Genomic DNA, 26366 nt, shown 5'->3' with positions numbered 1-26366 from the left:
TCTAGAGATTGCCGATGGACGTGACTTTGGGGTCATGGGTGGATGGTCGGGGCCGTTCCGAACATGAGAGCTGACATTCGTGCCGACCGGGCCTCGTCCGGTCGGCACGGTCGTGCGCTCCGTGTCGGCCTGATCTCAGCCTTGGTGCCGCTGTTGCTGACGCTGGTTCAATGCGGCAAGGCGCCCAATCCGGCAGCGCTCGCGGCGAACTCGCAGGCCAATGTCCAGGTGGTCGCCAAGACCAATACCCAACAGATTGCCAGCGCCGACACATTCGAGGATCGCTTCCCCGCCCCGCAGTTCAGGGAGCGTTTCCCCTCAGCGAGCGAGAGTTTCCTGCAACGGCAGATGTCCGACTTCTCGCCCAAGCGCGCCGTGCAGCAGCAGCCGGAGCAGTCGCCCTACAAGGTCGCCTCGCTCGCGCCGCAAGTCCCCTACCAGCGTCCGCCGCGCGACGACCTGACGACCCTCGTCAGCATGAAATCGTCCGCCTTCCCCTATTTCGGCAACAACCCCGCCTCCGACGCGCCGTTCCTCAACATCTCCAAGGGCGACCGCCGCGGCCACCGCAGCTATTCCGGACGCGTCTACTGGCAGGACGAGACCTACAGCGACAGCCGCGTGCTGGTGCACGTGCCCGAGCATTTCGACGTACGCAAGCCGGGCGTGGTCGTGGTGTTCTTCCACGGCAATGGCGCGACGCTGGAGCGCGACGTGCGCGACCGGCAACTGGTGCCCAGGCAGATCACCGACTCCGGCGCCAATGCCATCCTGCTTGCGCCGCAGATGGCGGTCGATGCCGCCGATTCCAGCGCCGGCAAATTCTGGCAGGCCGGCGGCCTCAAGCGCTTCATGGAGGAGTCGGCGAACCACCTCGCCCGCCTCACCGGCGATCCCGACAGCGCGCGCGCCTTCGCCAACATGCCGATCGTCATCGTCGGCTACAGCGGCGGCTTCCTGCCGACGGCCTGGAGCCTCGAGGTCGGCGGCATCAGCGACCGCGTCCGCGGCGTGGTGCTTCTCGACGCCGTCTATGGCGAAATGGACAAGTTCGCTTCCTGGATCGAGAGCCACCGCTCCGGCTTCTTCGTCAGCTCCTACACCCGTTACACCGCACGGCGTGACCGCGAGCTGATGAGCATGCTCAGGCAGAAGGGCATCAGCGTCTCCGAGGACATGGACGGCCCCTTGCGCCCCGGCAGCGTGGTGTTCGTCGAAACCGGCGACGGCATCACCCATCGCGACTACGTGACCCGCGCCTGGACGCGGGATCCGCTCAAGGACGTGCTGGTGAAGATGTCGGCGACGCCGGCACTGGCCCTGACGCGCGTTGCGTCAAGCCGTTAGGATATTGCGCCAGCCGGTATTTGCCCGCGCTTGCCTGCAATTGTCTCACCAGCTGATCAAAATGTGATGTTGATGGGCTTTCGTCCCCGGGAGCCAACGGATTGCGCCCGCTGCCAACGACCATAATTTGCCAGCCGAGTTGCGGTCGGAATTTCTGCGGGGACATGCGGGTGCGTCAGGGATTGTACAAGGCCGACTTCCACACGGTTCACGGGACCGGGTGCGGCGTCGTCTATGTGATGGATGGCAAGATGCGCGGCGGCAATTCCGCTTTCGCCTTCATCGGCACCTACACGGGCGAAGGCGACAGCATCAAGGTCAAGATCTCGACCCAGCGCTACAATGACGATCCGTCCTTCAAGGCGCTGTTCGGCATCGACCGGATCACGTTGACGCTCACCGGCCGGGAAGACGGCGACACGGCGGAGTTCGAAGGCAGCGCGCTGCAAGTGCCGGGCGTTGCCTTCAGGGCCGTGCTGAGCTGGATCAGCGATTAGCCGCCCGGCTCCGAGCGTTAGGTCTTGGGCAACTTCGGAATGCTCTCGGCAAAGCCGTTGAAGCAGGCCAGCCGCTCGTCCTCTTCCTTGAAGAAACGGCAATCGGCGTAGCCCTTGGCCTTTGCCGGCTTCGGCTTCGGCGCCGGCGGGATCACGGCGTCGTAGCAGTTGAGACGGTCCTTGGTGCCGTCGTCGATCTCGAGGCAGGCCTGAAGCCGCGCCGCGATCGACTGCGGCTTGCCCTTCGGCGCCGGAGTAGCCGTCGCGGCCGCCGCCTTGGTGCCCTTGGGCGTGACCTGCACCAGCGGCTTGTCCCCGACCATCGGTGGCTTGTCGGCTTGCGCGAACGCGGAGGTGGAATAGAGCACCGCAGCAACCGCCAGAATCATCCTCATCTCAGTCAACTCTCTTTGGTCCCCATGACCGGCCTTCTAGCGCTCTGACGCGCCGTTTGCCAAGCACCTTGCGCGTACGAAAGCGCGGGATTTCAGGCCGTCGCAGCCGCAGCCGGCCGGGGCCGGGTCAGGATCACCAGGACCAGCGCCAGCACGACGAAGCCGACCGCCACGAAGCCGATCGTGTGCAGGAGCTCGCGGGCAAACAGCAGTCCGCCGGTGGCGGACCCGACGGCCTGGCCGATATAGAGGACGGAGGTGTTGAGCGCGACGGTCGCCGGCGCCAGCGGCGGCGCAGCCGCGACCAGCCGCACCTGCTGCATCGAATTGGTCGAGGCAAAGCCCAGGCCCCAGATCGCGACCGCGATCGCCATCAACGCGATGGTGCCCGCGCTCAGCGCCCACACGGCGATGCCCGCAAGCACGAGGCAGGTGAACAGCAGCGAGGTTCGGTAAGGCCCCCAGGTGTCGACGATGCGTGTCGCGATGGCGACCCCAAGGAAGCCGCAGATGCCATAGATGGCGAACACCATGCCGACCGTATCGGGGCTCGCCCCGGTCAGCTTCTTCAGCAGCGGGCCCATGAAGGTGAACACCACGAACTGCCCGGACATTTGCAGCATGGTGATCGCCAGCAACAGCAAAATCGTCCTGCTACGGCCGACCGCACTCCAGGTCTTCAGATCCACCGGCGTGCCCTTCAAGCCCGCCGGCAGGCGCAGCAGCAGCAACAGGAAGCTGATGCAGCCGAGCGCGCCGATCCCGCCATAGGCGGCGTGCCAGCCATAACGGCTGGCGATGAAGGTGATCAACGGCAGACCGACGGCGGCCGCCAGCGACCAGCCGAGAAAGATATAGGCGATCGTGCTGCCGCGCCGCTCCGCCGGCACGATCAGTGCCGCGGTGCCCGCCGCCTGCGGCGTGTAGAGCGCACCGACCGCGAGCATGACCAGGCGGATGACGAGGAGGCTCGCGTAGTCGGGCGCAAACGCCGAGGCGAAATTGCCGAGCGCGAGCACCGCCAGCGTCGTGGTGAGCAGAGTCCGTCGCTCGATGCGGCTGGTCAGCCACGCCGTCAGCGGCGAGCCGATGCACAGCGTCACCGCGCCGAAGGTGATCAGGAGCCCGGCCGCGTGGATGCTGATCCCAAGCCCCGCCGACAATTCCGGCAGCATGCCCGCCGGCGCCAGCACCGAGCAGCCGGTGACGAGATTGCCGAGCATCAGGGCAGTTGGCGCGAAACGGCCGGCGGCGGGGGGATTTTCCATGCAAACGCATGTAGCGGCGGCGTGTGACGAGTTAAAGGGCACAACGCCAAATAGTTGGGGCTGCGCCGCGGGTTTTGCGCGTCACTTTCTTGGAAATGCCGGATTGCACAGGCCGAATCGCCTGATATATCGCTCGTTCCCGCTTACCTGCGCTCGTTCGCAGGAGTGAGCCTCAGGAGAAAAGCAATGACAGACCAGCCCAAATCCGAGTCCGGTTTCCAGTATAGCCTGTCCAACCTGAAGCCCGTGACCCCCGCTCCCAAAGTCACCCTCACCTTCCCCGACGGCGCCCGGCGCGAATACGACAAGGGCATCACCGGCCTCGATATCGCCAAGGGCATCTCGCCGTCGCTGGCCAAGCGCACGGTTGCGATGGCGCTCGACGGCGAGCTCGCAGACCTCAACGATCCCATCGAGGCCGATGCCAAGATCGAGCTCGTCAATCGCGACGACCCGCGCGCGCTCGAATTGATCCGCCACGACTGCGCGCACGTGCTGGCGGAAGCCGTGCAGACGCTGTGGCCGGGCACCCAGGTCACCATCGGTCCGGTGATCGAGAACGGCTTCTACTACGACTTCTTCCGCAACGAGCCGTTCACGCCGGAAGACTTTGCCGCGATCGAGAAGAAGATGCGCGAGATCATCGCGCGCGACAAACCCTTCACCAAGGAAGTGTGGGATCGCGAGAAGACCAAGCAGGTGTTCCGCGACAAGGGCGAGGCCTTCAAGGTCGAGCTGGTCGACGCCATTCCCGGCACCGAGCCGATCAAGATCTATTACCAGGGCGACTGGTTCGATCTCTGCCGCGGCCCGCACATGACCTCGACCGGCAAGGTCGGCAATGCCTTCAAGCTGATGAAGGTGGCCGGCGCCTATTGGCGCGGCGACAGCAACAACCCGATGCTGACCCGCATCTACGGTACGGCCTTTGCCAAGCAGGAGGACCTCGACGCTTATCTGAAGCAGATCGAGGAAGCCGAGAAGCGCGACCACCGCAGGCTCGGGCGCGAGCTCGACCTCTTCCACTTCCAGGAAGAAGGTCCGGGCGTCGTGTTCTGGCATCCGAAGGGCTGGACCATCTTCCAGCAGCTGATCGCCTATATGCGCCGTCGCCTGACCGGCGACTACAGCGAGGTCAACGCGCCGCAGATCCTCGACAAGGTGCTGTGGGAGACTTCGGGCCATTGGGGCTGGTACCGCGAGAACATGTTCGCGGCGCAGTCGGCCGGCGACGAGGCCGAGGACAAGCGCTGGTTTGCGCTGAAGCCGATGAACTGCCCCGGCCACGTTCAGATCTTCAAGCACGGCCTGAAGAGCTACCGCGACCTGCCGCTGCGCCTCGCCGAGTTCGGCGTGGTGCATCGCTACGAGCCGTCCGGCGCCATGCATGGCCTGATGCGCGTGCGCGGCTTCACCCAGGATGACGCGCACATCTTCTGCACCGAGGACCAGCTCGCCGAGGAGTGCCTGAAGATCAACGATCTGATCCTGTCGACCTATGCCGACTTCGGCTTCACCGGCGACCTCACGGTGAAGCTGTCGACCCGTCCCGACAAGCGCGTCGGCACCGATGCGATGTGGGATCACGCCGAACGCGTGATGGCGACCGTGCTGCGCGAGATCCAGACGCAGAACAATCACATCAAGACCGAGATCAATCCGGGCGAAGGCGCGTTCTACGGGCCGAAGTTCGAATATGTGCTGCGCGACGCCATCGGCCGCGACTGGCAGTGCGGCACCACGCAGGTCGACTTCAACCTGCCGGAGCGGTTCGGTGCGTTCTACATCGACCATGACGGCGGCAAGAAGCCGCCTGTCATGGTGCACCGTGCGATCTGCGGTTCGATGGAGCGCTATATCGGCATCCTGATCGAGCACTATGCCGGCAACTTCCCGCTCTGGCTCTCGCCGGTGCAGGCGGTGGTCACGACCATCACCTCGGAAGGCGACGAGTACGCCAAGCAGGTGCTGGAGCAGGCGCGGCGCGCCGGACTTCGGGTCGAGATCGACCTGCGCAACGAGAAGATCAACTACAAGGTCCGCGAGCACTCGCTGGCCAAGATCCCGGCGCTGCTCGTGGTCGGCAAGAAGGAGGCCGAGACGCAGTCGGTCTCCGTCCGCCGGCTCGGCAGCGACGGCCAGAAGGTGATGACGACCGCCGAGGCGATCGCCGCGCTGGTCGACGAGGCGACGCCGCCGGATGTGAAGCGGGTCCGCGGCGCCATCTGATCCCTGAAATTGATCTAAACTCGCTTCCGGTTGCGGGCGTGCATGCTTATGTCGGCATGGCACGCCCGACGACCAGCCGAAGAGGATATCGCAGTGCCCGACGCCATCGAACTCCTGAAGACCCGCCGCTCGGTCAAGCCGCGCGAGATGACCGGACCCGGCCCGTCGGCGGCCGAACTCGAGACGATCCTCACCATCGGCGCGCGTGTGCCCGATCACGGCAAGCTCGCGCCCTGGCGCTTCATCATCTTCGAGGGCGACGCCCGCCAGCGCGCCGGCGAGGTGATCGCGAAGGTGTTTGCCCGCAAGAATCCGGGCGCGCCGGCCGCCGACGTCGAGACCGAGCGCAAGCGCCTCATGGACGCGCCGCTGGTGATCGGCATCGTCAGCTTCACCAAGCCGCATCCGAAGGTGCCGGCCTTCGAGCAGGAATTGTCGGCGGGCGCCAGCGCCATGAATATCGTCACGGCCGCGACCGCGCTCGGCTATGGCGCCTGCTGGCTGACCGGCTGGTTCGCCTTCGATCGCGATGTGCTCGACGGCCTCGGCCTCAAGCCGGACGAGAAGCTCGCAGGCTTCGTTCATATCGGCACACCGAGCAAGCCCAGCGAGGACCGTCCGCGTCCTGCTCTGTCCGATATCGTGACCAGATTCTAAGCCCGGAAAGCTCGCCCCGCCAAGGCTGAAGATCTCATCTCGGCTCGAAGAACAACGATGCCAGTTGCTTCGTGAGTTCAGCCACGCGCGCGTTGCCGAGACTCGCTCGAACGCACATGATCCGGCGTATGGTCGGCAATTCAGGAAGATAATAGTCCCTTGCAACGACCACCGTGTCGGGCACCTTGCTGGCAGGCACGGCGGTGAATCCCATGCCGGCTTCCACGGCCCGCAGCTTGACCTCGAAATCGGGGCTGTTGAAGACGATCTTGTATGAAATCTCGTGACGTTCGAGCGTTCGCACCATCCAATCGTCGCCAGGCCACGTCAGGATCGGAATGGGAGATCCCGGACTTACCACAAACTGCTTCGCCCTGACCCAGACGAGCGGCTCTTCAATTCCGGCGACGATCATTTGGCGGATATCGCCATCCATGCGCGGCTGATCAAACATGCAGGCAATGTCGAGATATCCCTCGATCAAGGCTTTCGCGAGGGTGCCGGACTGATCGACCTGGACGAAAATGCCGGAAAGACTGCCGGCAGATTGCTGCGCCTTGAAGAAATTGGTCGCGAAGAGCGAATTGAGCCCCAGCCTGACCGGCTGCGAACGATCGGTATTGCCGGACAGTCTCAGTAACTGGTCATTCGCCTCGATCATGCGCCTGGCTTGTTGCAGGGCAAGCCTGCCGAGATCGCTGAGGGCCGTACCGCCTGAGGTCCGCTCAAACAGCGGTCCTCCCACCAGATTCTGAAGCCTCTTCATCTGTGAACTGATCGCCGGCTGGCTCAGGCCCAACAGTTCACCGGCCTTGGACAGGCTCCCGGTCTCGGAGATCGCAATCGCGGTACGCACGATTTCCGTAGGAATATTTACGTACCCCTTGCGTTGATTCATTTAATTAATCTCCTTAAAATACTTAACCGCAGGTTGTCTCCGTTAGAAACACCCTACAACTCTGAAGTGTTGATCTAAAACAAGCTTTCTATGGCCCCATAAATTTTTTGGGGACTAAAGCCCGCAATGACACCCGCAAACTTACGGAACGATCCATAAAATAAGCCGTAACGAGCGCGCCCGCATCCTCGACCACAACAAAGGGTTGAGGTTCGCCATGCTTCGATTCGTGCTCTGCCAGCGCGGCGCTTCCGCCGTCGAATTCGCGCTGATCACGCCTCTCTTTCTATTGATGCTGTTTGGGATCGTCATCTTCGGCGGCTATCTCACGATGATTCACGGGGTCCAGCAGCTTGCCGCGGAAGCTGCCCGCTCGTCAGTCGCCGGCGTCTCCGACAGCGAGCGCAACACGTTTGCAACCGGCTACGTCTCTGCAAACGCCGCGACCTACCCGCTGCTGGATCCAGGCAAAATCGTCGTCAGCGCCGCTCCATCGAGCAGCTCCACGAACGTGTACGTGGTGACCGTGACATATGATGCGTCCGGCAGCATCATCTTCGCGCTTCCACTCGCACCGGCTCCCTCCTCCACGATCGTACGCTCCGCCGCCATTCCCTATGGAGGGTTCTAGGATGAAATTGGCCCAGCACCTCGGGCGCCGATTTGCCTCCGACGATCGTGGCAACGTTGCGATCATGGGAGCGATTGTGATGACCCTGGTCATCGGCTTCGCCGCGCTTGGCGTGGATCTCGGCGCGATCTTCGCCGACAGGCGCAAGGCCCAGAGCGCAGCGGACCTCGCGGCGATCGTCGCTGCCGGCAACCTGAACAACGCCACCAATGCCGCCTCTGCGACCGTCGTGCGCAACAACTATCCGGCGAACGCGCTGGTCGGCGTCGAGCTTGGAAATTACACGGCCAACGCTGCCGTAGCGCCGGACAAGCGCTTCGTCACGCCGGCAACGGGAACGCCGACGGCCGCACGGGTCACCCTCGAAACGAAGACACCGCTCTATTTCGCGCGTTACGTCACCGGTTCGAGCCAATACACGATCAAGACAACAGCAACGGCATCGAGCACGGCCCTTGCGTCGTTCGCGATCGGCTCACGCCTTCTCGCGGTCAACGGCGGACTGATCAACGCCATGCTTGGGTCCATGCTGGGAACAAACCTTTCACTGACGGCCATGGACTATCAGGCGCTCGCGAACGCGCGCATCGACGCGCTCGATTTCCTCTCTGCGGTCGCGACGCGGGCCAATGTGACTGGCCCGACTTACGACAATGTCCTGAGCAGCAACGTCAAGATGGCCGATCTCCTTGCGGCCATGCTGACGACGCAACAGAACGCCAATGGCAACAACGCGGCCACGATCACCTTGTCGAGCATCGCCCAAGCCACATCCGCACAGTCAACCCGGATTGCTCCGGGATCGCTCCTGGATCTTGGGCCTTACGGCAGCCTCGCAATTGGCCAGAAGCCCAAGGTCGGAGCCAGCCTTTCGCTCTTGAGCTTGCTGTCCGGCACCGCAGCCGTCGCGAATGGAAACAATCAGATCGCGACCAGCGTGAACCTCAACCTGCCTGGGATCACCCAGGTTTCGGTGGTCGCCACCGTCGGCGAACGTCCCGTGGGCTCGGGCTGGTTCGCCGTCGGTGCCCAGGGCGCAAGCGTCCACACGGCTCAGACGCGCGTCCTGATCACGATCCAGCTCGCCGGCAGCGGCGGCATTGCTTCAGTCAATCTGCCGATTTATGTCGAGGTGGCAGCGGGTACGGCCACGCTGTCCGGCATCTCCTGCGGACGGCCCGACATCAGCAATTCGACTGTCACGCTCGGCGTTACCCCTGGCGTCGTCGACGCCTGGGTCGGCAACGTTTCGATGGCCGACATGACCAATTTCAGGACCAAGCCGAACCCTCCGCCCGCCACATTGGTCAACCTATCTGGCGTAACCATCACCGGCCGCGCTCATGCTGAAATCAGCAATACCGCGGCAAAGCAGGTCGACTTCAGCTACGCCGACATTCAGGCTCAGACAATCAAGACAGTCACCACGACAAATTTCACCTCTTCGTTGATGTCGAGCCTGGTCAGGGACATGAGCTTGACAGTCACGACCGGTCCCCTCGCGCTGCCGCTACCCGGCGCCGGCTCGACGGTCGCCAATATCCTTTCCGGCGCCACGAGCTCGATCGATCAGATACTCGCATCCACGCTTGCCGCACTCGGCGTCGGAATCGGGCAAGCGGACGTATGGGTTTCCGGCGTCAGATGCGACGGCGCGGTGCTCGTCAACTGATCGAGTTGCCGCAATCCAGCTCAGAGCGCGATCATTTGTAACCGGTCGTGTTTGAGTCATTCCGCGTTTCGGAAATGGGCCAGTGCTGGCCCGATGCCATCTTGACTTTGAACGTTCTCAATTGGGAGTCTTTAGCATGCCTTCCCGTTTCAAGGGCGCTGAAGGCGATTTCCCAGACCGGGGAATGTTCTGACCGCCTCCGGCATGTCTCGCCAGGAATGCATCCGAGCTCGAAGTCCAGATCGATAAATTCCTCGCGAGCGTTCGTGCCATGTAGCCGCATCCTTCCAACGCGCCATTGACGCCGAGATCAGGCACGCGGACCAGGCTCAGCGAGGACCGTTCGCGACCGTTCCTTTCGGAAATCGTGACGCGATTTTAATCGATGGCTTGTTGACGCCTTCGGCATCTTGCGGCTTTGATCCCGGCGAGGGAGGAAGCCCGGATGAAGCGTCGTGAATTTCTGGTCGGAGCCGCACTGCTCGCCGGCGCGATGGGGCGAAGTCGCGCCGCGGACATCCCTGCCCCGTCGCCCGACGGGCTCGAGCGCATCACCGCCTATTTCAACAACGAGGTCACGAGCGGCCGGCTGCCGGGCGCCGTGATCCTGGTGCAGCAGCACGGCAAGCCGGTCTACCTCGAGACCTTCGGCGTGCGCGACACCAGGACGGGCCTCGCCATGACGCCCGACACGATCTTCGCCATCCACTCGATGACCAAGCCGATCACGTGCCTCGGCGCGATGATGCTGATCGACGAGGGCATGCTCGCGCTCACCGATCCCGCGTCGAAATACGTCCCGCTCTTTGCCGACACCAAGGTCGGAATAGAGCCGGAGGGCACATCGACGGTCGAACTCGAGCCGCCGATCCGTCCCGTCAACATCGAGGATCTGCTGCGGCACACCTCGGGCATCAGCTACGACTATATCGGCGCCCCCTGGGTGATGCAGGTTTACCAGGCCGCCAATATTTTCGAGGGCCCCTTCAACAACAGACAGTTCGCCGACCGTATCGCCAAGCTGCCGCTGACGCGCCAGCCCGGGACGCTGTGGCGCTACGGCCATTCCACCGACGTGCTCGGCGCCATCGTCGAGATCATCTCCGGTCAGACACTGTACCAGTTCCTCAAGCAGCGCATTCTCGATCCGCTCGGCATGACCAGCACCAAATTCGTGCTGACGACACCGGAGGAGCGCGCGCGGATGGCGCGGCCGCTGCCGAACGACCCGATCCTGCTCGCCGGCGAGCGCGACCGCCTCGCCCATCCCGAATGGGAATCCGGCGGCGGCGGGCTGCTGTCGACCATCACCGACTATCAACGCTTCTCGCAGATGCTGCTCAATGGCGGCGAGTTCGAGGGCAAGCGTTACCTCAGCCCCGCCGCGTTCAAGGCGATGACGACCGATCACATCGGGCCCGGCTCGGGTGTGGGGCGCGACTATTTCTACTTTCCGGGTGACGGCTTCGGCTATGGCTACGGCATCGGCGTACGCACCGATCCCGGCAACGCGAAGCCGCCGCCGGCGGGATCGATCGGCGAGTTGAAATGGGACAGTGGCAGCGGCACCTATTTCGGCGTCGATCCCAAGCTCGACATGGTCTACCTCATGATGCAGCAGACCCAGAACGAGCGCAGCCGCATCACGCCCGCCTTCAAGGCGCTGGTCTACGACTGCTTCCCCGAGGCGCTACGCCGCCCGTGAGGCGCGCTGGCCGAACTTGGCCAGCAGTGTTGCGATCTCCGCGGCGGGCCGCGCTGCGCTGAACAGAAAACCCTGCACCTCGTTGCAGCCTTCGGCGCGCAGCCAGTCGAGCTGATCCTCGGTCTCGACGCCCTCCGCGGTCGTGGTGATGTTGAGGCTGCGGCCGAGCCCGGAGATCGCGCGCACGATCGCGCCGCAATCGGGACGCCGCGCCAGATCCTTCACGAAGGAGCGGTCGATCTTGATCTTGTCGAACGGGAAGCTTCTGAGATAGCTGAGGCTGGAATAGCCGGTACCGAAATCATCCATGGAGATGCCGACGCCGAGCTCGCGCAACTGGTGCAGGATCGCGAGATTGGCGTCGGTCTCGGCCAGGAAGATCGACTCGGTGATCTCCAGCTCGAGCCGCTTCGGCGACAGGCCGGACTGCGCCAGCGCCGAGATCACGACCTGGACCAGGTTGCGGCTGCGGAATTGCGCCGGCGACAGGTTGACGGCGACCTTGACGTCGACGGGCCATTTCACCGCTTCGGCGCAGGCCTCGCGCAGCACCCATTCGCCGAGCTGCGTGATCAGGCCGATGTCTTCGGCGACCGGAATGAATTCCGCCGGCGAAATCATGCCCTTGTCGGGATGACGCCAGCGCAGCAGCGACTCGAAGCCGGAGATGCGGTCGGAGGCGATCGACACCAGCGGCTGATAGTGCAGCTCGAACTCGCCATTGGCGAACGCCCGGCGCAGATCGAGCTCCATGTCGCGGCGCTTCTGCGCCTGCAGGTCCATCTCGCGCTCGAAGAAATGATGCACGCCGCCGCCGTCGGACTTCGCCCGGTACAGCGCCATGTCGGCGTTGCGCATCAACTGCTCCGACGTCACGCCGTCACCGGGCGACAGCGCGATGCCGATGCTGGCGCCGATCACCATCTCCTGCCCGTCGATCTCATAGGGCGCCTTCAGCATGTCGATCAGCAGGCTCGCGCAGGCACTGGCCTCGTTCGGCGAGACGTCGGCGGCCAGGATCACGGCGAACTCGTCGCCGCCGAGCCGGGCCGCGAGATTGGCGCCGCGGACGGCAATGGTCAGGCGCTCGGCGACTTCCTTGAGCAGGCGGTCGCCCGAGGGATGTCCGAAGGAATCGTTGATGTTCTTGAACAGGTCGAGGTCGATGTAGAGCACGCCGACGCGCTTGCCCCCGGCCTGGTCGAGCGCCTGCTTCAACCGTTCCTGGAAATATTCGCGGTTCGGCAGGTCCGTGAGCCCGTCATGGTGCGCCATGTGGGCGATGCGCGCCTCGGCCTTGCGCCGCTCGGTGATGTCGACCACCGCGACCAGATAGCCGTCGCGATCGTTGAATGCGACGCGGCGGCCGAAGGTGAGCACCTCGATCTCGCTGCCGTCGGCGCGCAAATGCCGCCAGTTGCGCGGGGAGTGATAGGTGTCGCCGACGCGTTCGAGGGCCTCGGCGTGACTGTCCCACTCGTCCTGCGGCCAGATCTCGTGCAGCTTCATGCGCAGGAAAGTGGCGCGGCTGTAGCCGTAATGCTGGACCGCGGCGTCGTTGACGCTGAGAAACTCCTTGCTCTCGGCGTCGAACACCCACATCGGCATCGGATTGTTGTCGAACAGCAGGCGGAACGAGGCGTCGCGCCGCTTCAAGGCGGTGACGTCGGAGATCGTCAGCGAGACCACGTCGGCAAAGGCAGTGGCGCTGAGGCGGAGATGGCGGCCCTCGTGCTCGATCTCGAGCTGTTCGCCGCGGCCGCCGGAGATGGACCTGAGCAGGAATTCCATGACATCGGGCGATGCCAGCAGCGTGCCGCCCTCGCCGATCCGGCGCCACAACAGGCTCGCGCCTGCGGCCGCCAGCAGCACGCCCGCGCTCTTGTTGTGGTGCACGATCTGGAGATCGAACGGCTTGCCCCCGGCGTCGCGCAGCGTCGCCAGCGAGATCACCGCATCGTCGGTCGCAGAGAAGATCGCATCCAGCAGATTATATTGCGCGCCGCGCTCGTTGACATAGGCGCCGACCAGCGTGGCCCCCCAGCGCGAGGCGGTGGGCAGCGCCAGCACGTCATAGGTCCTGACCATGCCGTCGCGTACGCAATGCGCGCTCGCCTGGTGCGGCCGACCGTTCGCCAGCGCGCTCGCCGCAGCTTCCGACAAAGCCGTGGCACAGTCAGGCGAGAGCTCCTCGACCGGGATGTCCCAGCGCTCCTCGCCGAGCCATTTCTGCACGTAACGGCCACTGCGCGACAGTTCGAGTGCACCGTCGTTCTTCAAGAGCGCGATGTGGTCGGCGAGCCGGCCGAGGCTGCCGAGCATCACGTCCTCATAGCGCGGCAGCCGCTCACCCGGCTTCAACGCGGCACGCCATTTGCGCTGAAGCACCGGGATGTCGTCGAACATTTCGGCGGCCGGTTTTCCCGGCATCTTCTTCGCGGCAGTCATCGCAGTCCCCAACGCACTTTCCCGGCGCATCCAATGCAGGTGCACTTAATGGCGTGTAAAGAGCGCGCGGGCGCGGGTTCCATTCAGTGATTATGACAGTTTTAAGTCAGGTGTTGGTTAGTGCGCGTTAGAGACTATGACGGTTGTGCTTTGCGCGTGCGTGACGAGATGGCGACAGCGTCGCGTCACTCTCGGTGTCGTCGTTAGAGAGGTTTGGCGCGCGCCTGCATCAACATCGTCATTGCGAGCGCAGCGAAGCAATCCAGAGTCTTTCCGCGGATACATTTCTGGATTGATTCGCTGCGCTCGCAATGACGGAGCGAGAGGCAACGGTGCCGCTTCACCGGCTTGCATCTTCCTTGCAGACACACCTTCGCGTCCTCGCGGCTCATCTCGCCCGAGCTTTGCCTGGTCGTCTCACCCCCATTGAAAGAGGGCGCAGGGAAGACCGGGTGCCGGCCGGGCACCCACGGTCCACTGTGCGAAAGGTGGCAACAAAGAATTTGCACAGCGGCATACAGGTGAAGCCAAACATCCGGCCTTCCCTGCGCAGTGGTATTACGGCTTATGTCGTGCTCTCCCCGGGGAGCGATGCACTATTGCCCCCGTCGCCATGCGGATGACTGATGCGCGTGCCCGGTCGGGCCGCCACATCACCGCAAGACTTGGCGCACAGACCCCGGGCGCCAGGACCACACGATTTGGCCGTACGCCGATCACACCGGTCGTGTGCGCGACGACCTTGCTCACAGTTGCCTGCCCTGCAAAACCCTTCGCGCCGATGTGGCCTGCGTCCACCGCTGCCCGGCCCGCGTTCGTGACGATCGCGATACGCCCCTCTTCCTTGGGCTGGAGTGCGCGCACTATCCGTCAATTCCGAATTTCGGTAAAGCGGAATATTTTTGGTGGCATGGATTGACGGACAATTAGGGTGTTTCGCCCGACGGGCAGCGCAAGGTGTTGTAGCCCCGCGCGCCGCTAGTCCTCGCTGGACGCCGCGGAGCGGTTGCGCAGATAGGCTTGCGACAGCAGGAAAAACAACGCGCGCTCGCCGTGATATTTGGCGGCCGGCCGGGTACGTTCGAACCCGTCGGCAAAGATCTTGCCGGACTGGTCGCACACCTGCCACCGCCAACCGAACCGTTTGCGCCTGGTAAGGATCACTTCGAACATGCCGACGGGCTTGGTCCCTGCTCCTCCGGTCTCGCAGGCAACGAGCCTGTCCCGGCGTCCCCCATTGGACGGATGCCCGACATATAACGCAGCAGAATGGAAAGAGAATAAAATTGATTGTCGGAATTACGTATCTTCCACCGGCGATAACGACGTCGCGACGTCCGCGGAATAAGCCGACGCTACCGGTGTTGATCGGCCTTCGATGCCGCTTGATAGCGCTCGCACGCGTATTCAAACCGGAACACAAGACGTAAAGCCCGGTAAGCAAACGCTCACCGGGCCTCGATGCAAACATCTGTCAGCGGCCGACCCGCGCCTGGAGATGGGCGGGATAGCGATCACCTTGCACCGCTACCCTGGCCAGCATTCCTGCAATCGCGGCGAGATCGGCCTCGGACAACGTTACCACCGTCGCGCCAAGGTTCTCTGCGAGCCGGGGCTTGGTGGTACCGGGGATCGGCACGATCCACGGCTTCTGCGCCAGCAGCCAGGCCAGCGCGATCTGCGCCGGCGTCGCCTGCTTCGCCGCAGCGATCTCGCCGAGCAGCTCGACCAGCGTCTGGTTGGCCTTTTCGTGCGCTGGATGAGAAGCACGGTACGATGTTGCGGACCGCAGTCGGCGCTGATCGGACTCGTGATCTCTCCTCCTCGTCATTGCGAGCGCAGCGAAGCAATCCAGAGTGCCTCCGCGGAACGATTCTGGATTGCTTCGCTGCGCTCGCAATGACGATGTGGGGAGATCCGACGCTACATCTATCAGAGCGACTCGCGGAGGGTCCCCTTCACCCGGAAGACTACCGCGCCACGACTTCCACTTCGCCGTCGACGCCGTTCACGACGTTGAAGCCGCGCTCGTAGACCTTGCCCTCGTTCTTGGCGATGGCGCGGTATTCGCCTTCGGAGAGCACGACGCGCGGGAAGGCGCCGATCGATTCCTTGATGACGTCACCGCCGGGGGTCAGCACCGACCAGGCGGTGTTGGCGAGCGCCTCGCCGCCCCTGTCGCTGACGAGCTTGAGCGTGATAACGGCGGCGCGATGGGTGATGGTGACGTCGGTGAGCTTGCCGGCCTGGACGCGGATGTCCGAGCGCACCACCGAATTGGCATCGCCATAGTTGGAGACGATGTAGTAGGTGCCCTCCGGGATCAGCACGACGTCGCCGGCGGCGACGTTGGGCACCAGCGAGGCACGCTCGCCGGACTCGAACTGGCTGCCCTTGTAGATCGCAAACGAGATCTGGTTCTGCGGAATGCGGCTGGTGCCGACGCGGCCCTCGATGCGCAGGCCCCCGGCCGGCAGCACGAAGGACTCGCGGTCGGTCTCGGCCTTGAGGCTGACGGTGCGCACCGCGCTGACGAGGCCGAAGGCGACGTGGACGACGTAGTTGCCGGGCGGCAGCACGATGTTCGGCGTGGCGCTGCGGTCCTCTTTGATCAGCTTGAAGGTGCCGTTCTCGTCGGGACGGTCGGCAAACACCCGCCAGACCAGGCCGCTGGTGATCGGAGCGGAATCCTTGCCGTATCTCGCCGTCAGCGACAGCACACCCTGGCCGGGCACGGCCGCATTGAGCGGCGCGGCGGGCGGCACCGTCGTGACCGCGGGCGGCGGCATGCTGGGCGTCACCGGCTGGGTCAGGGTGGGCGGCAGGCTCGGCGGGCCGGCACCCGGGCCGGAAGGGGGCGCCAGGCTGACGGCGCCGCCGGGATCTGGCACCGAAGCCGGGGGCACCGGCGGCGGGCGATCGGAGAAAAGCTGCGCCTGCGCAGCGTTTTGGCCTGCTGTCACGAGGCAGGCGACAAGGGTCAGCGCCGGCAGCAGCCTGCCGCTGCGCCGCCATCCGATGATGCCGTCACCCCCGCGTGTCATGTTCCCTGCTTTTCACCGAAAACGCGGCAAATTCAAGCCTCGGATATCCCAGGAAATACGGCCCCGATCCGATCTTTGGAACCCGACTGATCCCGCGTGATTAGACTTAAGGCAACAGCCCTCGCCATACTCCTGCCCAGCGCCTTTTCCAAAGCGGCATAAACCATGCTTCGCCCCTGATATGGCGGAGCGCAAGCGGGCTGCCTAGTCTGGCGGCGGGCTGTCCCAGCGTAGGAGAGTTTTAGTGCTGGAGATCTTGAAGGGCCGCGGCTCGAACGGCTCCAACGGCGAGCAAGCCGGCGAAAAAGTCGGTGAGAAGGTCGGCTTGGGGAGCATCCGCCGGCCGGTCATTGGCCTCGCGCTCGGCGGCGGCGCGGCGCGCGGCTTTGCCCATATCGGGATCCTGAGGACCCTGATTGCCAACGGCATCGTGCCCGACGTCGTGGTCGGCACCTCGATCGGCGCCGTGGTCGGCGGCCTCCATGCGGCCGGTCGGCTCGATACGTTCGAAGAGTGGGGGCGCAGCCTGCAGGGCATGCGCAACATCCTCGGCTATCTCGACATCCGCCTCAACGGCTCCGGCCTGATCGGCGGCGAGAAGCTCGCAACCCGGCTCGAGAAGGCGATCGGCCAGACCCTGATCGAGGACCTGCCCGTCAAGTTCGCCGCTGTTGCGACCGAGGTCCGCACCGGCCACGAGATCTGGCTGACGCGCGGCCGCATGGTCGACGCGATGCGGGCGTCCTACGCCCTGCCCGGCATCTTCTCACCGGTCCTGATCGGCGACCGCTGGCTGGTCGACGGCACGCTGGTCAATCCGGTGCCGGTCTCGGCCGCCCGCGCGCTCGGCGCCGAAATCGTCATCGCCGCAAATCTTTCCAGCGACGTCTTCACCCATTCCACGACGATCCATGCGCACGGCGCGGCGCCCGCCCCGGTCGCCTCCGAGGCCGAGGCGACGCCGACCAAGCGGCGTTTTCCGCGCCTGTTCTCGCCCGAGAGGACCATGAAGCGCGAGTTCTTCGGCGGCGGCGGACGGCCCGGCATCTCCTCGGTGATGGTCGATGCGTTCAACATCATGCAGGACCGCATCACCCGCGCGCGCCTCGCCGGCGATCCGCCCGATATGTTGATCACGCCGAGGGTCGGCCACTTCGGCTGGTTCGACTTCCACCGCGGCGAGGACCTGATCGCGCACGGCACGCGCGCCGCCGAGCGCGCGCTGGAGTCGATCCAGGAGGCGATCGATGTGCTCGCGCCGGCGCCCGCGGGCCACGCGCCCAAAGCGGGCGAGTAGGACGGACGCGTGAGGTCCGTCAGGCGGTCTTGATGTAGTCGCGCAGGGCTTCCTGCTCGGTCTCGTATTCGCGGACACGCCATTTGACGATGTCGCCGATCGAGATCAGGCCGACCACCTTGCCGTTGTCGATGACGGGCAGATGGCGGAACTTGCCTGTCGTCATCGTCTCCATCAGCTCGGCGACGGTGTCGGTCTCCTTGCAGGTGACGACCTTGCGGGTCATGACCTCCGCGACCGGCTCCTCCAGGACGCCGGCGCCGCGCTCGCCGAGCACGCGCACGATGTCGCGCTCGGACAGGATGCCTTCCAGCCGGCTCTGGTTCATCACCAGCACCGCGCCGATCTTCTTCTCACCGAGCAGCTTGATCGCGGCCGACAGCTTGACGTCGGGCTCGACGCTCATGATCTGGTGGCCCTTGGTGTTGAGAATGGAACGTACCGTCATTGCCGCCTCCCTGAATCGGAGCCGTCCGCTTTTGGCGGTCCGGACTTGTTCGCGAGTCTTCAACTAACAGTTTTGGCGCGGGTTTCACGCTCGCGCACTTGTCGAAGCGCTGCCTCTATCGGCTTGTCGCTTCGGAACATTCTTCACGCGAATGATGGATGAATTCGGGCCGGGCCGCAAGCACAGCTTCAAATGCGGTCTGAAACGTCCTGTGATGACGCATCCGCAGCATCGCTTCGCACGCGCGGCACGGGATCGAACAGCGCGAACAGCAACAGGCCGGCGAAGAAGCCGCCGATATGTGCCTGCCAGGCGACGCTCGTGGTTTCGGCATCGATCCCGATCGCGCCGACGCCGAAGATAATGTTGACGCCGAACCAGACTGCGAGGAAACCGACCACCCGCCCGTCGCGCAGCGCACGCGACAGCGGCAGCGCGGGAACTTTTGCGGCGGTATCGGCGTCCGAACGGCTGAAGGACAGGAAGCTGCCGCGGGCGAAGGCGAAGCGGATCGCGGCTGCCATCGCGCCCGACACCGAGGCCGAGGCGCCGATCATCGGCGCCACCGCATGCTCATGGGTGACGAGATGGGCGAGCGCGCCGGCCGCCGCCGTCACCGCCATGAAGACGAAGAACCTGATCGCGCCGAAGCGCCGCGCCAGCGCGCTGCCGAACGGCAGCAGCCACAGCACGTTGAAGCCGAGATGGGTCAGATTGGCATGCAGCAGCGAATAGGTGACGAAGCTCCAGACTTTAGCACCGGCGCCGCCGGGGATCTGTAGGTTGAGCAGCGAGGAATCGTAGCGCTTCGGGATGAAGCCGAAGACGTCGATGGTCCAGTTCTCGAGCTCCGGCGGCAGCAGCACCCGCAGATGAATCAGTGCCAGCAAGGCGATATAAGCGGTCAGCGCCGCCGGCAGCGTCAGGATCGGCTCGCGCGGAGCCTCCTCATGGACAGCCGCCAGGCCCGGCTGAGAACCTTGCGGCGTCGAATCTTGCGGCGGGGAATCCAAGGCAGCTTCGCTTTCAGGCCCGATCGGAGCGACAGGCTTGGAGATAGTCGCCTTTACCGTCCCGGCGCAAGTACACAAAAGGAAAAGGCAGGGCCCTGGGAAAAGCCCTGCCTGTCCGTGTCGGCCTTCCGATGCCCTAGGGAATGAAGGTGTATCCCCACCCCTCCCCGGCCCGTGGCCAAACTGTTTGACGCCCTGTGTACAGACCCCGCCGAGAACCTGGAGAAAAAGCGGCGGGGCTTGCGACCGCGGTCACCATAGCAGGGCCGCGCGAGCTGCAAAGCGCATAGTTAATTTAACGTTAACGACGCAAAGACGGCCTTAACAGGCGTGAAAACGCCCCCGCGGCATGGACGCTGCAAATCCCCTCCTGCACAACAACAGAAGGGATCGCGGGTGCACTGAAGCGGGACAGATCTGTCCCGCAAGGTTGCGCCCCCGGGGTTAGCGTCAGTCATGAAACATCCGTCAAGCCGCGCATTTTTCGCGTATTGGGACAAGAAGCGCGGTACTGCACGGGCCCCTGACCGGGCCGACATCGATCCGGCCGCGGTGCGCGGCCTGCTCGGCGACATCTTCGTGCTGTCCTGCGAGCCCAATCTCGGCTTCCCCTTCCGCGTTGCCGGTACCCGCGTCTGCGCGCTTGCAGGGACCGACCTCAAGGACCAGAGCTTTGCGGCGCTGTTCACGCCAGCCAGCCGCAGCGAGATCGAGGACATCACGACCATCGTCGCCGACGAGACGCTTGGCGCGATTGCCGGCGTCACCGCCACGCGCGAGGACGGCAGCAAGGCGCATCTCGAGCTCCTGCTGCTGCCCTTCAACGCTCGCCCGCATACGCCGGTGAGCGTCACCGGCGTGCTCGCGCCGTTCGACGACGAATGCGGCGCGCTTTCAGCCTTCACCCTCACCTCTTGGCGCTACCTGCACCAACCGGAGAAGCTGCTGCCGCGCGCGATCCGCAAACTGCAGATCGCTCGCGGGCTGATGGTGTATGAGGGGCTGCGCTAGGAGCGGCGCTCGCGTCAGACGCGCAGTTTTGCAAACGGCCGGCTCGATCTTCGAAGGCCTGATCGTGATCAAACGCATTGGCGTGCCGGCTTGCCAATACGTCAGCGGAACCTTAGCTTTTAAGACGAGTTTATTCGTTTGCCGTGGCAAGCGGCAGCGCAGCTCGATTGGTGAAGATGCGTCTGCCGTGCGTCCGTCCAGGGACTATTCCCGTGATGGAGCACGCGAGAAGAGTTGGTAATCGGTTGTTAGCTGCGTTACCGCCGGCCGATTTCGCGTTGCTCGCACCTCATTTGCGAAAAGTAGAGCTTCAGCACGACGCAGTCCTGGTTCGATCGGGCGACAAGATCGAGCACCTGTCCTTTCCCTGCAGCGGCGCGGTCGCGCTCATCATGGAGTTGCCGAACGGACAGACGGCGGCAACTGCCGTGATCGGCAACGACGGCGCCGTCGGACTCCTGACGGCGCTCGGCCCGACCCGATCACCCATGACTGCGGTCGTCCGCGTGGCCGGGACGGCGCTGCAGATCTCGCCCGCACGATTTCACAATGCGCTCGAACGCAGTCCCGCCATTGCAAGCTCGGTTCAGCTTCTCACCAGGACGCTGCTGACGCAATTCCAGCACGTCGCAGCCTGCAATGCTCTGCATTCGGTCGAGGCGCGCCTCGCCCGCTGGCTGCTGCACATCCACGACCGGACGGATGGTGGTGACATCCTGCCCTTGACGCAGGAAACGCTGTCGGAATTGCTCGGCGTCCGCCGCACCACGGTCACCCACGTGGTGAGCGCGTTGCGCTCATCACGGGCAATCAAATCCAACCGGCGCGGCCAGCTGGAGATCGACAGGCACCGGCTCGAGATCATCGCCTGTGAGTGCTACAAGGTGATGAGCCGCAGGATCGATCGGATCGTTTCGCAGGATGCGCCAAGGGTCCTTCACGCCGCGCCGGCGCGGATTGGCTGCCTCCCCCCGGACCCGCCATTCGCCAAGACCGACTCGTAGACCCACGCCTCTCTGGCGAACCATTCGTGCGTCGCGGCGCACATCCTGCAATAGGTGCGCGAAAAGAACACCGCACTGCACCGAAACCTCTCGCCATCCATCTCGATGCCCGTCGGAATGGCATCTCCCGTTTCCGGGCACTTGATCATCACCATACCCATCGTGATTTCCTCCAGCTTGGAATCACCTCAGCAGTGAGGGAGGCCGCAATCGGCTGGACGGCTTCTCTTCTTGCGGAGACGCTCGTCCAGCCGATCCGCGCGGCCAACCGCTTCGATTCAAGCAGCGCTACGCAATACCCGGTTGAAGCTCTGCTTGATCGGCTCGGCCGTTTCCGTTGCGACCTTCTGGGCGAGGTCCCAGAGTTCGCGGTTCTGAGCCGAAGTTGCTTCGAAGGTCTTGCGACTGTGGGCGGTGGAGAGGTTGACGAGATCGGCAAACGACCTCGCATCGGCGAGCTGGGAAATGAAGTCCAGCGTGGAGGTGGTATTGACGTGGGATATTTCGACGAGCTTGATGCCGTAGTCGGCGGCACGCTTGGCATTGGTCGAATAGGCATCGCAGAGAGCGGTGGTGACTTCCTCCGAAGTCGCCCTCACCTTCGCAAAATTCGCCTGGGCCCGCGTGGCGCCCTGTTCGGCGAAACTGCCGAACATCGTCTGCATGTTGAAGAACGGTACGTCGAACTGGAACTTTGCGCTTCCGTTGGCCCCCACGTCTTGCGGAGCGGCATTGGTCTCGACTTTCACATTGGCATCATTCACGGGCTTTCATCCTTTCAAGCGAAACTAGATAACGGATTGAAGACTCCCCGGGGCATCGAGGTGCGTGCCGCACCAGGACACCAATACTGCTACTTTCAATGCGGTGGGATTGTTGCTGCGGATAACCGCTCCGTCCCCCTTGCAGAGCCGACTATGACCGAAGAGGGTGCTCTGTTCGGTTCGCTTTCAGACTCTCAGCGTGAATTTGTTCAATTGATGCGGCGCAGCGGCGCAGACCGCGTTTTGCATCTTTGAAGTTGTTGCGATCGCATGCGCCAACTTGAGATGAGCGCAGCAACGCCCCTGCTCCGAGGCAAATGATCGCACTTGCAACATGATCTTTTTGCCGGATTTCCGCTATTTCCCTCCCCGCTGCGGCCCGCCTGCGCTCCGGTGCGCCTCCCTCCATAAGACGGGCGCACCGGATCTGCGCCGCGAACCGTCAGGGCATCGCCAGATGCCAGGCACCGTTCAAGAAGCCGTCGCCGGTGATGTCGCCGGGCTTCTGGTCCTTGGCGAAGGTGTAGAGCGGCTTGCCCTTGTAGGCCCATTGTCTGGAGCCGTCGTCGCGCGTGATGACGGTGTAGCCGTCGCCGGGAGCGTCGCTCGCCTCGGCCTTCAGCACCGGCCAATTGGTCGCACACGGTCCGTTGCAGGCCGACTTGCCGTCCGCATCCTTGTCGAAGGTGTAGAGCGTCATGCCCTTGGCGTCGGTGAGCACGTTGCCCTTGTCGGTCTTGCCGGTCTTGGTCGGCGGCGCGGCGAACGCGGCGGGAACGATCGCGAGTGAGACGGCGAGCGTGAGCGCGAGGCGGATCGAGGACGTCATAGTGTCTCCTGTCATGCAATTGGCTTGCATGGATAGGACGCCGCGCCAGGGGCGCCGTATTCCTGCGCGGGCGGCAAAGATATTTTTCGCTGCGCTCACCGGCGCAGCGGAATAAACTGGAATGAGTGAGACGGAACGACGACCGACATGAGCAAGCCGCATTGGCGTCCCGCGCGCGCCTCCGACCTGCCCGCGATCAGCGCGATCGCGGCGCGCATCCATCCCGACCTTCCGGAACGACCCGAGGTGTTCGCGGAAAAGATGCGGCTCTGTCGCGACGGCTGCCGCGCGCTCATTGCGGACGACGAGACCGTCGGTTACGGCCTCGCGCATCCCTGGAAGCGGCACCGGATTCCGCCGCTTGATGCTTTCCTCGAACTCATCCCCGTCGATGCCGATTGCATCTATGTGCACGACGTCGCGGTGCTGCCCGATTTCCGCGGCGGCGCGTCGCGCGCTTATGTTGCTGATATCGAGAAGCTGGCTCGTGCGTCAGGCATAGCGGCGCTCGCGCTGGTCTCGGTCTACGCCACGCGGCCGCTGTGGGAGCGGTTCGGCTTTCGGCCGGTATCGGCGGATGCGGAATTGCGCGCAAAGCTCGCATCCTACGGCAACGGCGCGACCTACATGCTCCGCGACCTCGCCGCGACGTAACGTCCCAGGACCATCCGGGCTCACGCGGGCGTGAAGCCGCGCCTCGAACCGCTTCCGGCGAGCTCCCGTCGAAGGACTGTGCGGGCCGTTCCGGTCTCGCCGAACCGAGACTGGAGAATGTCCATGAAACTCACATTGTCGAAACTTGCCTTGATTGCATTCGCTGCGACGGCTGCGTTCAGCGCGACCAGCGCCAACGCGGCGCAGTATCGCACCTATGGCTGCGAGTTTGCCTTCTTCGAGGGCTGTGCCGGCCTGATCGATCTGCCGAACCAGGGCGGCGGACGTCGCGTCGCTCGCCCCACCCATGACATCTCACCGATCTACATGAAGCAGACTGATCCTCGCTACAATACGTCGCTGCGTGATGCCGGTGGTGGTGGCGGCGGCGGCGGAGGTGGTGGCGGTGGCGGCGGCGGCCGCTGAGCTCACACCGGGCCTTTCAGGTGATGCCGCCGGCGCAATCCGGCGGCATCATCGCTGTCTGCGTCGCCTCGCGCCGCTCAACCGCGCCGCTTCTTCTTTGATTTCTTTCCGGGCGCGCCCTTGACCGGCCACGGCGTGACCGACGGCTCTGCGTGGCCGGGCTTGTTCTTGTGCCGCTTTTTCTTTCCGAAGGACGGCGCGTCGTCGAATTTCGGCTTGCGTTCGCCGTGCCCCTTGTCCCGCGACTTGAATCCCGTGTCGCGCGGTCGATCGTCGCGACGGTCACGCTGAGCACCCTCGCGGCTCTCGTGCCGGGGTGCATATGACTGCTCCTCCGAGGGCGCGTGCCGCTGCGGCGCCTCCGCCATCGGCTCGATGCGGATGCTGTCCTCCTTGTCCGGACGCTTGATCTTCGCGGCAAAGGACTCCGCGACCCGCTCGGAAATCTCGAACTCGGTGGTGGTGTCCATGATCTTGATGGCGCCGATGTCGCGCTTGTCGATGCCGCCTCTGCGGCAGATCATCGGCAGCAGCCAGCGCGCCTCCGCATTCTTGCGCCGCCCGATCGCGGCGCGGAACCAGACGCTGCCCTCCGCCATGGCGTGCTTCGGCGACGCCTTTCCGGATTTCGCCCGAGGTTTTGCTGGACGATCGTCACCGCCTTCCAACCGGTCGCGACCGCGATCGTCGCGCGGACGGCCGGTCCGCTCGCCCGGATCGATGATGTCTTCGGGTGACGGCAGCCGCGCGCGATAAAGCCTTGCGAGCGCCGCGGCGATGTCCTCGGCCGAACGCTCGGCCAATAGCGCTTGCGCCAAGGCCAGATCGTCGGGAGTCGTCTCCTCGGTGAACAGCACGTCCTTCATGCGTTCGTGATCGAGCTTGCGTATCTCATCGGCCTGGGGCGCCGTGCCCCAGTCCGCGTCGACGCCCGCGAGATTGAGCAGCAGCTCCGCACGCCGCCGCCGCGCGGGCGGCACCAGCAGGACGCTCGTCCCCTTCCGGCCCGCGCGCCCGGTGCGGCCCGAGCGATGCTGCATCACTTCGGCGTCGTTGGGCAAATCGGCATGGATGACGAGGTCGAGGCTCGGCAGATCGATGCCGCGGGCGGCAACGTCCGTCGCGACGCAGACGCGGGCGCGGCCGTCGCGCAGCGACTGCAGCGCCAGGGTCCGCTCGTTCTGCGTCAGCTCGCCCGACAGGGCGACCACGGCAAAGCCGCGCTCCAGGAGCGCTGCCTGCAAATGCCTGACGGCGTCGCGCGTGCTGCAGAACACCAGCGCGCTCGGCGGCTCGTAGAAGCGGAGCACGTTGACGACGGCATGCTCGACGTCGGCGGGCGCGATCCGGATCGCACGGTACTCGATATCGGCATGACCGCCTTCGTCACCGGCGACCTCGATCCGGAAGGCGTCGCGCTGATATTGCCGCGCCAGCGCGACGATGCCGCGCGGAAACGTCGCCGAGAACAGCAGGGTGCGGCGCGTCTCCGGCGTGGTCTCGAGGATGAATTCCATGTCCTCGCGAAAGCCGAGATTGAGCATCTCGTCGGCTTCGTCGAGCACGACGGCGGCGAGTTCGGAGATGTCGAGCCGGCCACGCCGCAGATGATCGCACAGACGCCCGGGCGTGCCGACCACGATGTGCGCGCCGGCGGCGAGCTCGCGCTGCTCGCGCCGCGGATCCATGCCGCCGACACAGGAGACGACGCGCCCGCCGGCATGGCCATACAGCCAGGCCAGCTCGCGCTGAACCTGAAGTGCGAGCTCGCGGGTCGGCGCGACGATCAGCGCGAGCGGCGCACCGGCCTGCTCGAACTGCTCGGCATCATCGAGAAGATTTTTGGCAATCGCCAATCCATAGGCGACGGTCTTGCCGGAGCCGGTCTGGGCCGACACCAGAAGGTCGCGGCCGGTGGCTTCGTGGGCGAGCACCGCGAGCTGGACAGGCGTCAGTGAATCATAGTTCCGCTCGGCCAAAGCGCGGGCGAGCGGCGGGGTCAGGGCCGGAAGAGACACGGGATGGAGAACCTTGGTTGATTCAGGCGCGCAAAGGGTGATCTGGCGGACCTGAGCTGGCATGCGCGGCAAACGGCCCGGCCGCACGCTGGCGATTTGATCTGGGCGCTC

Annotated in this window: 24 protein-coding genes; 12 read left to right on the top strand and 12 right to left on the bottom strand. The window is 64.5% G+C overall.

The window, feature by feature from the left end:
• The first annotated feature begins 42 nt into the window (after positions 1 to 42).
• Both QA649_RS19225 and QA649_RS19220 read left to right on the top strand, forming a co-directional pair.
• On the top strand, positions 43 to 1347 hold the full coding sequence (locus QA649_RS19225) for an alpha/beta hydrolase (protein WP_283025555.1): 1305 nt from the start codon (positions 43 to 45) through the stop codon (positions 1345 to 1347).
• A gap of 170 nt (positions 1348 to 1517) precedes the next feature.
• The gene (locus tag QA649_RS19220) at positions 1518 to 1844 is read left to right on the top strand and encodes a GrlR family regulatory protein (protein ID WP_026312645.1); all 327 of its coding nucleotides are present in this window, start codon (positions 1518 to 1520) and stop codon (positions 1842 to 1844) included.
• Between the two features lie 17 nt (positions 1845 to 1861).
• Here the strand turns inward: QA649_RS19220 and QA649_RS19215 are convergent, their stop codons facing one another.
• Positions 1862 to 2239, bottom strand: coding sequence for a hypothetical protein (locus QA649_RS19215; protein WP_283025554.1), 378 nt, complete (start codon positions 2237 to 2239; stop codon positions 1862 to 1864).
• Positions 2240 to 2331: 92 nt separating this feature from the next.
• The gene (locus tag QA649_RS19210; protein ID WP_283025553.1) at positions 2332 to 3507 is read right to left on the bottom strand and encodes an MFS transporter; all 1176 of its coding nucleotides are present in this window, start codon (positions 3505 to 3507) and stop codon (positions 2332 to 2334) included.
• A 186-nt stretch (positions 3508 to 3693) separates the two neighbouring features.
• On the opposite strand from QA649_RS19210, the gene thrS reads away from it, so the two are divergent.
• Together thrS and QA649_RS19200 are read left to right on the top strand one after the other, a co-directional pair.
• Positions 3694 to 5736 carry a threonine--tRNA ligase gene (thrS, locus tag QA649_RS19205; RefSeq protein WP_283025552.1) on the top strand — a complete coding sequence of 681 codons (2043 nt, stop codon included), beginning with the start codon at positions 3694 to 3696 and terminating at the stop codon, positions 5734 to 5736.
• Positions 5737 to 5829: 93 nt separating this feature from the next.
• Positions 5830 to 6393 (top strand): nitroreductase, encoded by a 564-nt coding sequence (locus QA649_RS19200; RefSeq protein WP_283025551.1) that lies wholly within the window; start codon positions 5830 to 5832, stop codon positions 6391 to 6393.
• Between the two features lie 34 nt (positions 6394 to 6427).
• Here QA649_RS19200 and QA649_RS19195 read toward each other — a convergent pair whose 3' ends face one another.
• Positions 6428 to 7291 carry a LysR family transcriptional regulator gene (locus QA649_RS19195; RefSeq protein ID WP_283025550.1) on the bottom strand — a complete coding sequence of 288 codons (864 nt, stop codon included), beginning with the start codon at positions 7289 to 7291 and terminating at the stop codon, positions 6428 to 6430.
• A gap of 217 nt (positions 7292 to 7508) precedes the next feature.
• Here QA649_RS19195 and QA649_RS19190 point away from each other — a divergent pair, with 217 nt between their 5' ends.
• From QA649_RS19190 to QA649_RS19180, 3 genes are all read left to right on the top strand, one after another.
• Positions 7509 to 7922 (top strand): TadE/TadG family type IV pilus assembly protein, encoded by a 414-nt coding sequence (locus QA649_RS19190; protein ID WP_283025549.1) that lies wholly within the window; start codon positions 7509 to 7511, stop codon positions 7920 to 7922.
• A 1-nt stretch (position 7923) separates the two neighbouring features.
• Positions 7924 to 9594, top strand: a complete 1671-nt coding sequence (locus QA649_RS19185; protein ID WP_283026053.1) for a pilus assembly protein TadG-related protein — start codon at positions 7924 to 7926, stop codon at positions 9592 to 9594.
• Positions 9595 to 10039: 445 nt separating this feature from the next.
• Positions 10040 to 11299 carry a serine hydrolase domain-containing protein gene (locus QA649_RS19180; protein WP_283025548.1) on the top strand — a complete coding sequence of 420 codons (1260 nt, stop codon included), beginning with the start codon at positions 10040 to 10042 and terminating at the stop codon, positions 11297 to 11299.
• On the opposite strand, the gene QA649_RS19175 is transcribed toward QA649_RS19180, so the two are convergent.
• From QA649_RS19175 to QA649_RS19160, 4 genes are all read right to left on the bottom strand, one after another.
• Complete coding sequence (locus tag QA649_RS19175; protein ID WP_283025547.1) at positions 11285 to 13747, bottom strand: EAL domain-containing protein; 2463 nt, start codon at positions 13745 to 13747, stop codon at positions 11285 to 11287. The genes QA649_RS19180 and QA649_RS19175 overlap by 15 nt on opposite strands.
• 978 nt (positions 13748 to 14725) lie before the next feature.
• On the bottom strand, positions 14726 to 14920 hold the full coding sequence (locus QA649_RS19170; RefSeq protein WP_164987853.1) for a hypothetical protein: 195 nt from the start codon (positions 14918 to 14920) through the stop codon (positions 14726 to 14728).
• A 301-nt stretch (positions 14921 to 15221) separates the two neighbouring features.
• Complete coding sequence (locus QA649_RS19165) at positions 15222 to 15578, bottom strand: aldo/keto reductase (RefSeq protein ID WP_349254071.1); 357 nt, start codon at positions 15576 to 15578, stop codon at positions 15222 to 15224.
• Positions 15579 to 15717: 139 nt separating this feature from the next.
• On the bottom strand, positions 15718 to 16791 hold the full coding sequence (locus QA649_RS19160; RefSeq protein WP_283025546.1) for a hypothetical protein: 1074 nt from the start codon (positions 16789 to 16791) through the stop codon (positions 15718 to 15720).
• 244 nt (positions 16792 to 17035) lie between these two features.
• Here QA649_RS19160 and QA649_RS19155 point away from each other — a divergent pair, with 244 nt between their 5' ends.
• Positions 17036 to 18088, top strand: a complete 1053-nt coding sequence (locus QA649_RS19155; protein ID WP_283025545.1) for a patatin-like phospholipase family protein — start codon at positions 17036 to 17038, stop codon at positions 18086 to 18088.
• 19 nt (positions 18089 to 18107) lie between these two features.
• Here the strand turns inward: QA649_RS19155 and QA649_RS19150 are convergent, their stop codons facing one another.
• Both QA649_RS19150 and QA649_RS19145 read right to left on the bottom strand, forming a co-directional pair.
• Positions 18108 to 18536 (bottom strand): CBS domain-containing protein, encoded by a 429-nt coding sequence (locus tag QA649_RS19150; protein ID WP_283025544.1) that lies wholly within the window; start codon positions 18534 to 18536, stop codon positions 18108 to 18110.
• A 188-nt stretch (positions 18537 to 18724) separates the two neighbouring features.
• Positions 18725 to 19549 carry a rhomboid family intramembrane serine protease gene (locus QA649_RS19145; RefSeq protein WP_283025543.1) on the bottom strand — a complete coding sequence of 275 codons (825 nt, stop codon included), beginning with the start codon at positions 19547 to 19549 and terminating at the stop codon, positions 18725 to 18727.
• A gap of 456 nt (positions 19550 to 20005) precedes the next feature.
• On the opposite strand from QA649_RS19145, the gene QA649_RS19140 reads away from it, so the two are divergent.
• On the top strand, positions 20006 to 20560 hold the full coding sequence (locus tag QA649_RS19140) for a PAS domain-containing protein (RefSeq protein ID WP_283025542.1): 555 nt from the start codon (positions 20006 to 20008) through the stop codon (positions 20558 to 20560).
• A gap of 176 nt (positions 20561 to 20736) precedes the next feature.
• Positions 20737 to 21564 (top strand): Crp/Fnr family transcriptional regulator, encoded by an 828-nt coding sequence (locus QA649_RS19135; RefSeq protein WP_283026052.1) that lies wholly within the window; start codon positions 20737 to 20739, stop codon positions 21562 to 21564.
• A 278-nt stretch (positions 21565 to 21842) separates the two neighbouring features.
• Here QA649_RS19135 and QA649_RS19125 read toward each other — a convergent pair whose 3' ends face one another.
• On the bottom strand, positions 21843 to 22328 hold the full coding sequence (locus QA649_RS19125) for a phasin (RefSeq protein ID WP_283025540.1): 486 nt from the start codon (positions 22326 to 22328) through the stop codon (positions 21843 to 21845).
• Between the two features lie 442 nt (positions 22329 to 22770).
• The gene (locus QA649_RS19120) at positions 22771 to 23157 is read right to left on the bottom strand and encodes a hypothetical protein (RefSeq protein ID WP_283025539.1); all 387 of its coding nucleotides are present in this window, start codon (positions 23155 to 23157) and stop codon (positions 22771 to 22773) included.
• Between the two features lie 147 nt (positions 23158 to 23304).
• Here QA649_RS19120 and QA649_RS19115 point away from each other — a divergent pair, with 147 nt between their 5' ends.
• Positions 23305 to 23811, top strand: a complete 507-nt coding sequence (locus QA649_RS19115; protein WP_283025538.1) for a GNAT family N-acetyltransferase — start codon at positions 23305 to 23307, stop codon at positions 23809 to 23811.
• Positions 23812 to 23934: 123 nt separating this feature from the next.
• Positions 23935 to 24237 carry a hypothetical protein gene (locus tag QA649_RS19110; protein ID WP_283025537.1) on the top strand — a complete coding sequence of 101 codons (303 nt, stop codon included), beginning with the start codon at positions 23935 to 23937 and terminating at the stop codon, positions 24235 to 24237.
• A gap of 77 nt (positions 24238 to 24314) precedes the next feature.
• On the opposite strand, the gene QA649_RS19105 is transcribed toward QA649_RS19110, so the two are convergent.
• Positions 24315 to 26255: a DEAD/DEAH box helicase gene (locus QA649_RS19105; protein WP_283025536.1), complete on the bottom strand. Its 1941-nt coding sequence runs from the start codon at positions 26253 to 26255 to the stop codon at positions 24315 to 24317.
• Between the last annotated feature and the right edge of the window lie 111 nt (positions 26256 to 26366).

Origin of the sequence: Bradyrhizobium sp. CB1717, from assembly GCF_029714325.1 — a bacterium.
Classification (GTDB): Bacteria; Pseudomonadota; Alphaproteobacteria; order Rhizobiales; family Xanthobacteraceae; genus Bradyrhizobium.
The sequence above is the reverse complement of the archived record's forward strand: the minus strand, read 5'-3'. Positions and strand labels throughout refer to the sequence as shown.

Bases quoted from the DNA above. Each gene is read 5' to 3' on its own strand.
- QA649_RS19225 (WP_283025555.1), top strand. From the start codon at position 43: ATGGTCGGGGCCGTTCCGAACATGAGAGCTGACATTCGTGCCGACCGG.
- QA649_RS19215 (WP_283025554.1), bottom strand. From the start codon at position 2,239: ATGAGGATGATTCTGGCGGTTGCTGCGGTGCTCTATTCCACCTCCGCG.
- QA649_RS19210 (WP_283025553.1), bottom strand. From the start codon at position 3,507: ATGGAAAATCCCCCCGCCGCCGGCCGTTTCGCGCCAACTGCCCTGATG.
- thrS (WP_283025552.1), top strand. From the start codon at position 3,694: ATGACAGACCAGCCCAAATCCGAGTCCGGTTTCCAGTATAGCCTGTCC.
- QA649_RS19195 (WP_283025550.1), bottom strand. From the start codon at position 7,291: ATGAATCAACGCAAGGGGTACGTAAATATTCCTACGGAAATCGTGCGT.
- QA649_RS19190 (WP_283025549.1), top strand. From the start codon at position 7,509: ATGCTTCGATTCGTGCTCTGCCAGCGCGGCGCTTCCGCCGTCGAATTC.
- QA649_RS19185 (WP_283026053.1), top strand. From the start codon at position 7,924: ATGAAATTGGCCCAGCACCTCGGGCGCCGATTTGCCTCCGACGATCGT.
- QA649_RS19180 (WP_283025548.1), top strand. From the start codon at position 10,040: ATGAAGCGTCGTGAATTTCTGGTCGGAGCCGCACTGCTCGCCGGCGCG.
- QA649_RS19175 (WP_283025547.1), bottom strand. From the start codon at position 13,747: ATGACTGCCGCGAAGAAGATGCCGGGAAAACCGGCCGCCGAAATGTTC.
- QA649_RS19170 (WP_164987853.1), bottom strand. From the start codon at position 14,920: ATGTTCGAAGTGATCCTTACCAGGCGCAAACGGTTCGGTTGGCGGTGG.
- QA649_RS19165 (WP_349254071.1), bottom strand. From the start codon at position 15,578: ATGACGAGGAGGAGAGATCACGAGTCCGATCAGCGCCGACTGCGGTCC.
- QA649_RS19160 (WP_283025546.1), bottom strand. From the start codon at position 16,791: ATGACACGCGGGGGTGACGGCATCATCGGATGGCGGCGCAGCGGCAGG.
- QA649_RS19150 (WP_283025544.1), bottom strand. From the start codon at position 18,536: ATGACGGTACGTTCCATTCTCAACACCAAGGGCCACCAGATCATGAGC.
- QA649_RS19140 (WP_283025542.1), top strand. From the start codon at position 20,006: ATGAAACATCCGTCAAGCCGCGCATTTTTCGCGTATTGGGACAAGAAG.
- QA649_RS19135 (WP_283026052.1), top strand. From the start codon at position 20,737: ATGCGTCTGCCGTGCGTCCGTCCAGGGACTATTCCCGTGATGGAGCAC.
- QA649_RS19120 (WP_283025539.1), bottom strand. From the start codon at position 23,157: ATGACGTCCTCGATCCGCCTCGCGCTCACGCTCGCCGTCTCACTCGCG.
- QA649_RS19115 (WP_283025538.1), top strand. From the start codon at position 23,305: ATGAGCAAGCCGCATTGGCGTCCCGCGCGCGCCTCCGACCTGCCCGCG.
- QA649_RS19110 (WP_283025537.1), top strand. From the start codon at position 23,935: ATGAAACTCACATTGTCGAAACTTGCCTTGATTGCATTCGCTGCGACG.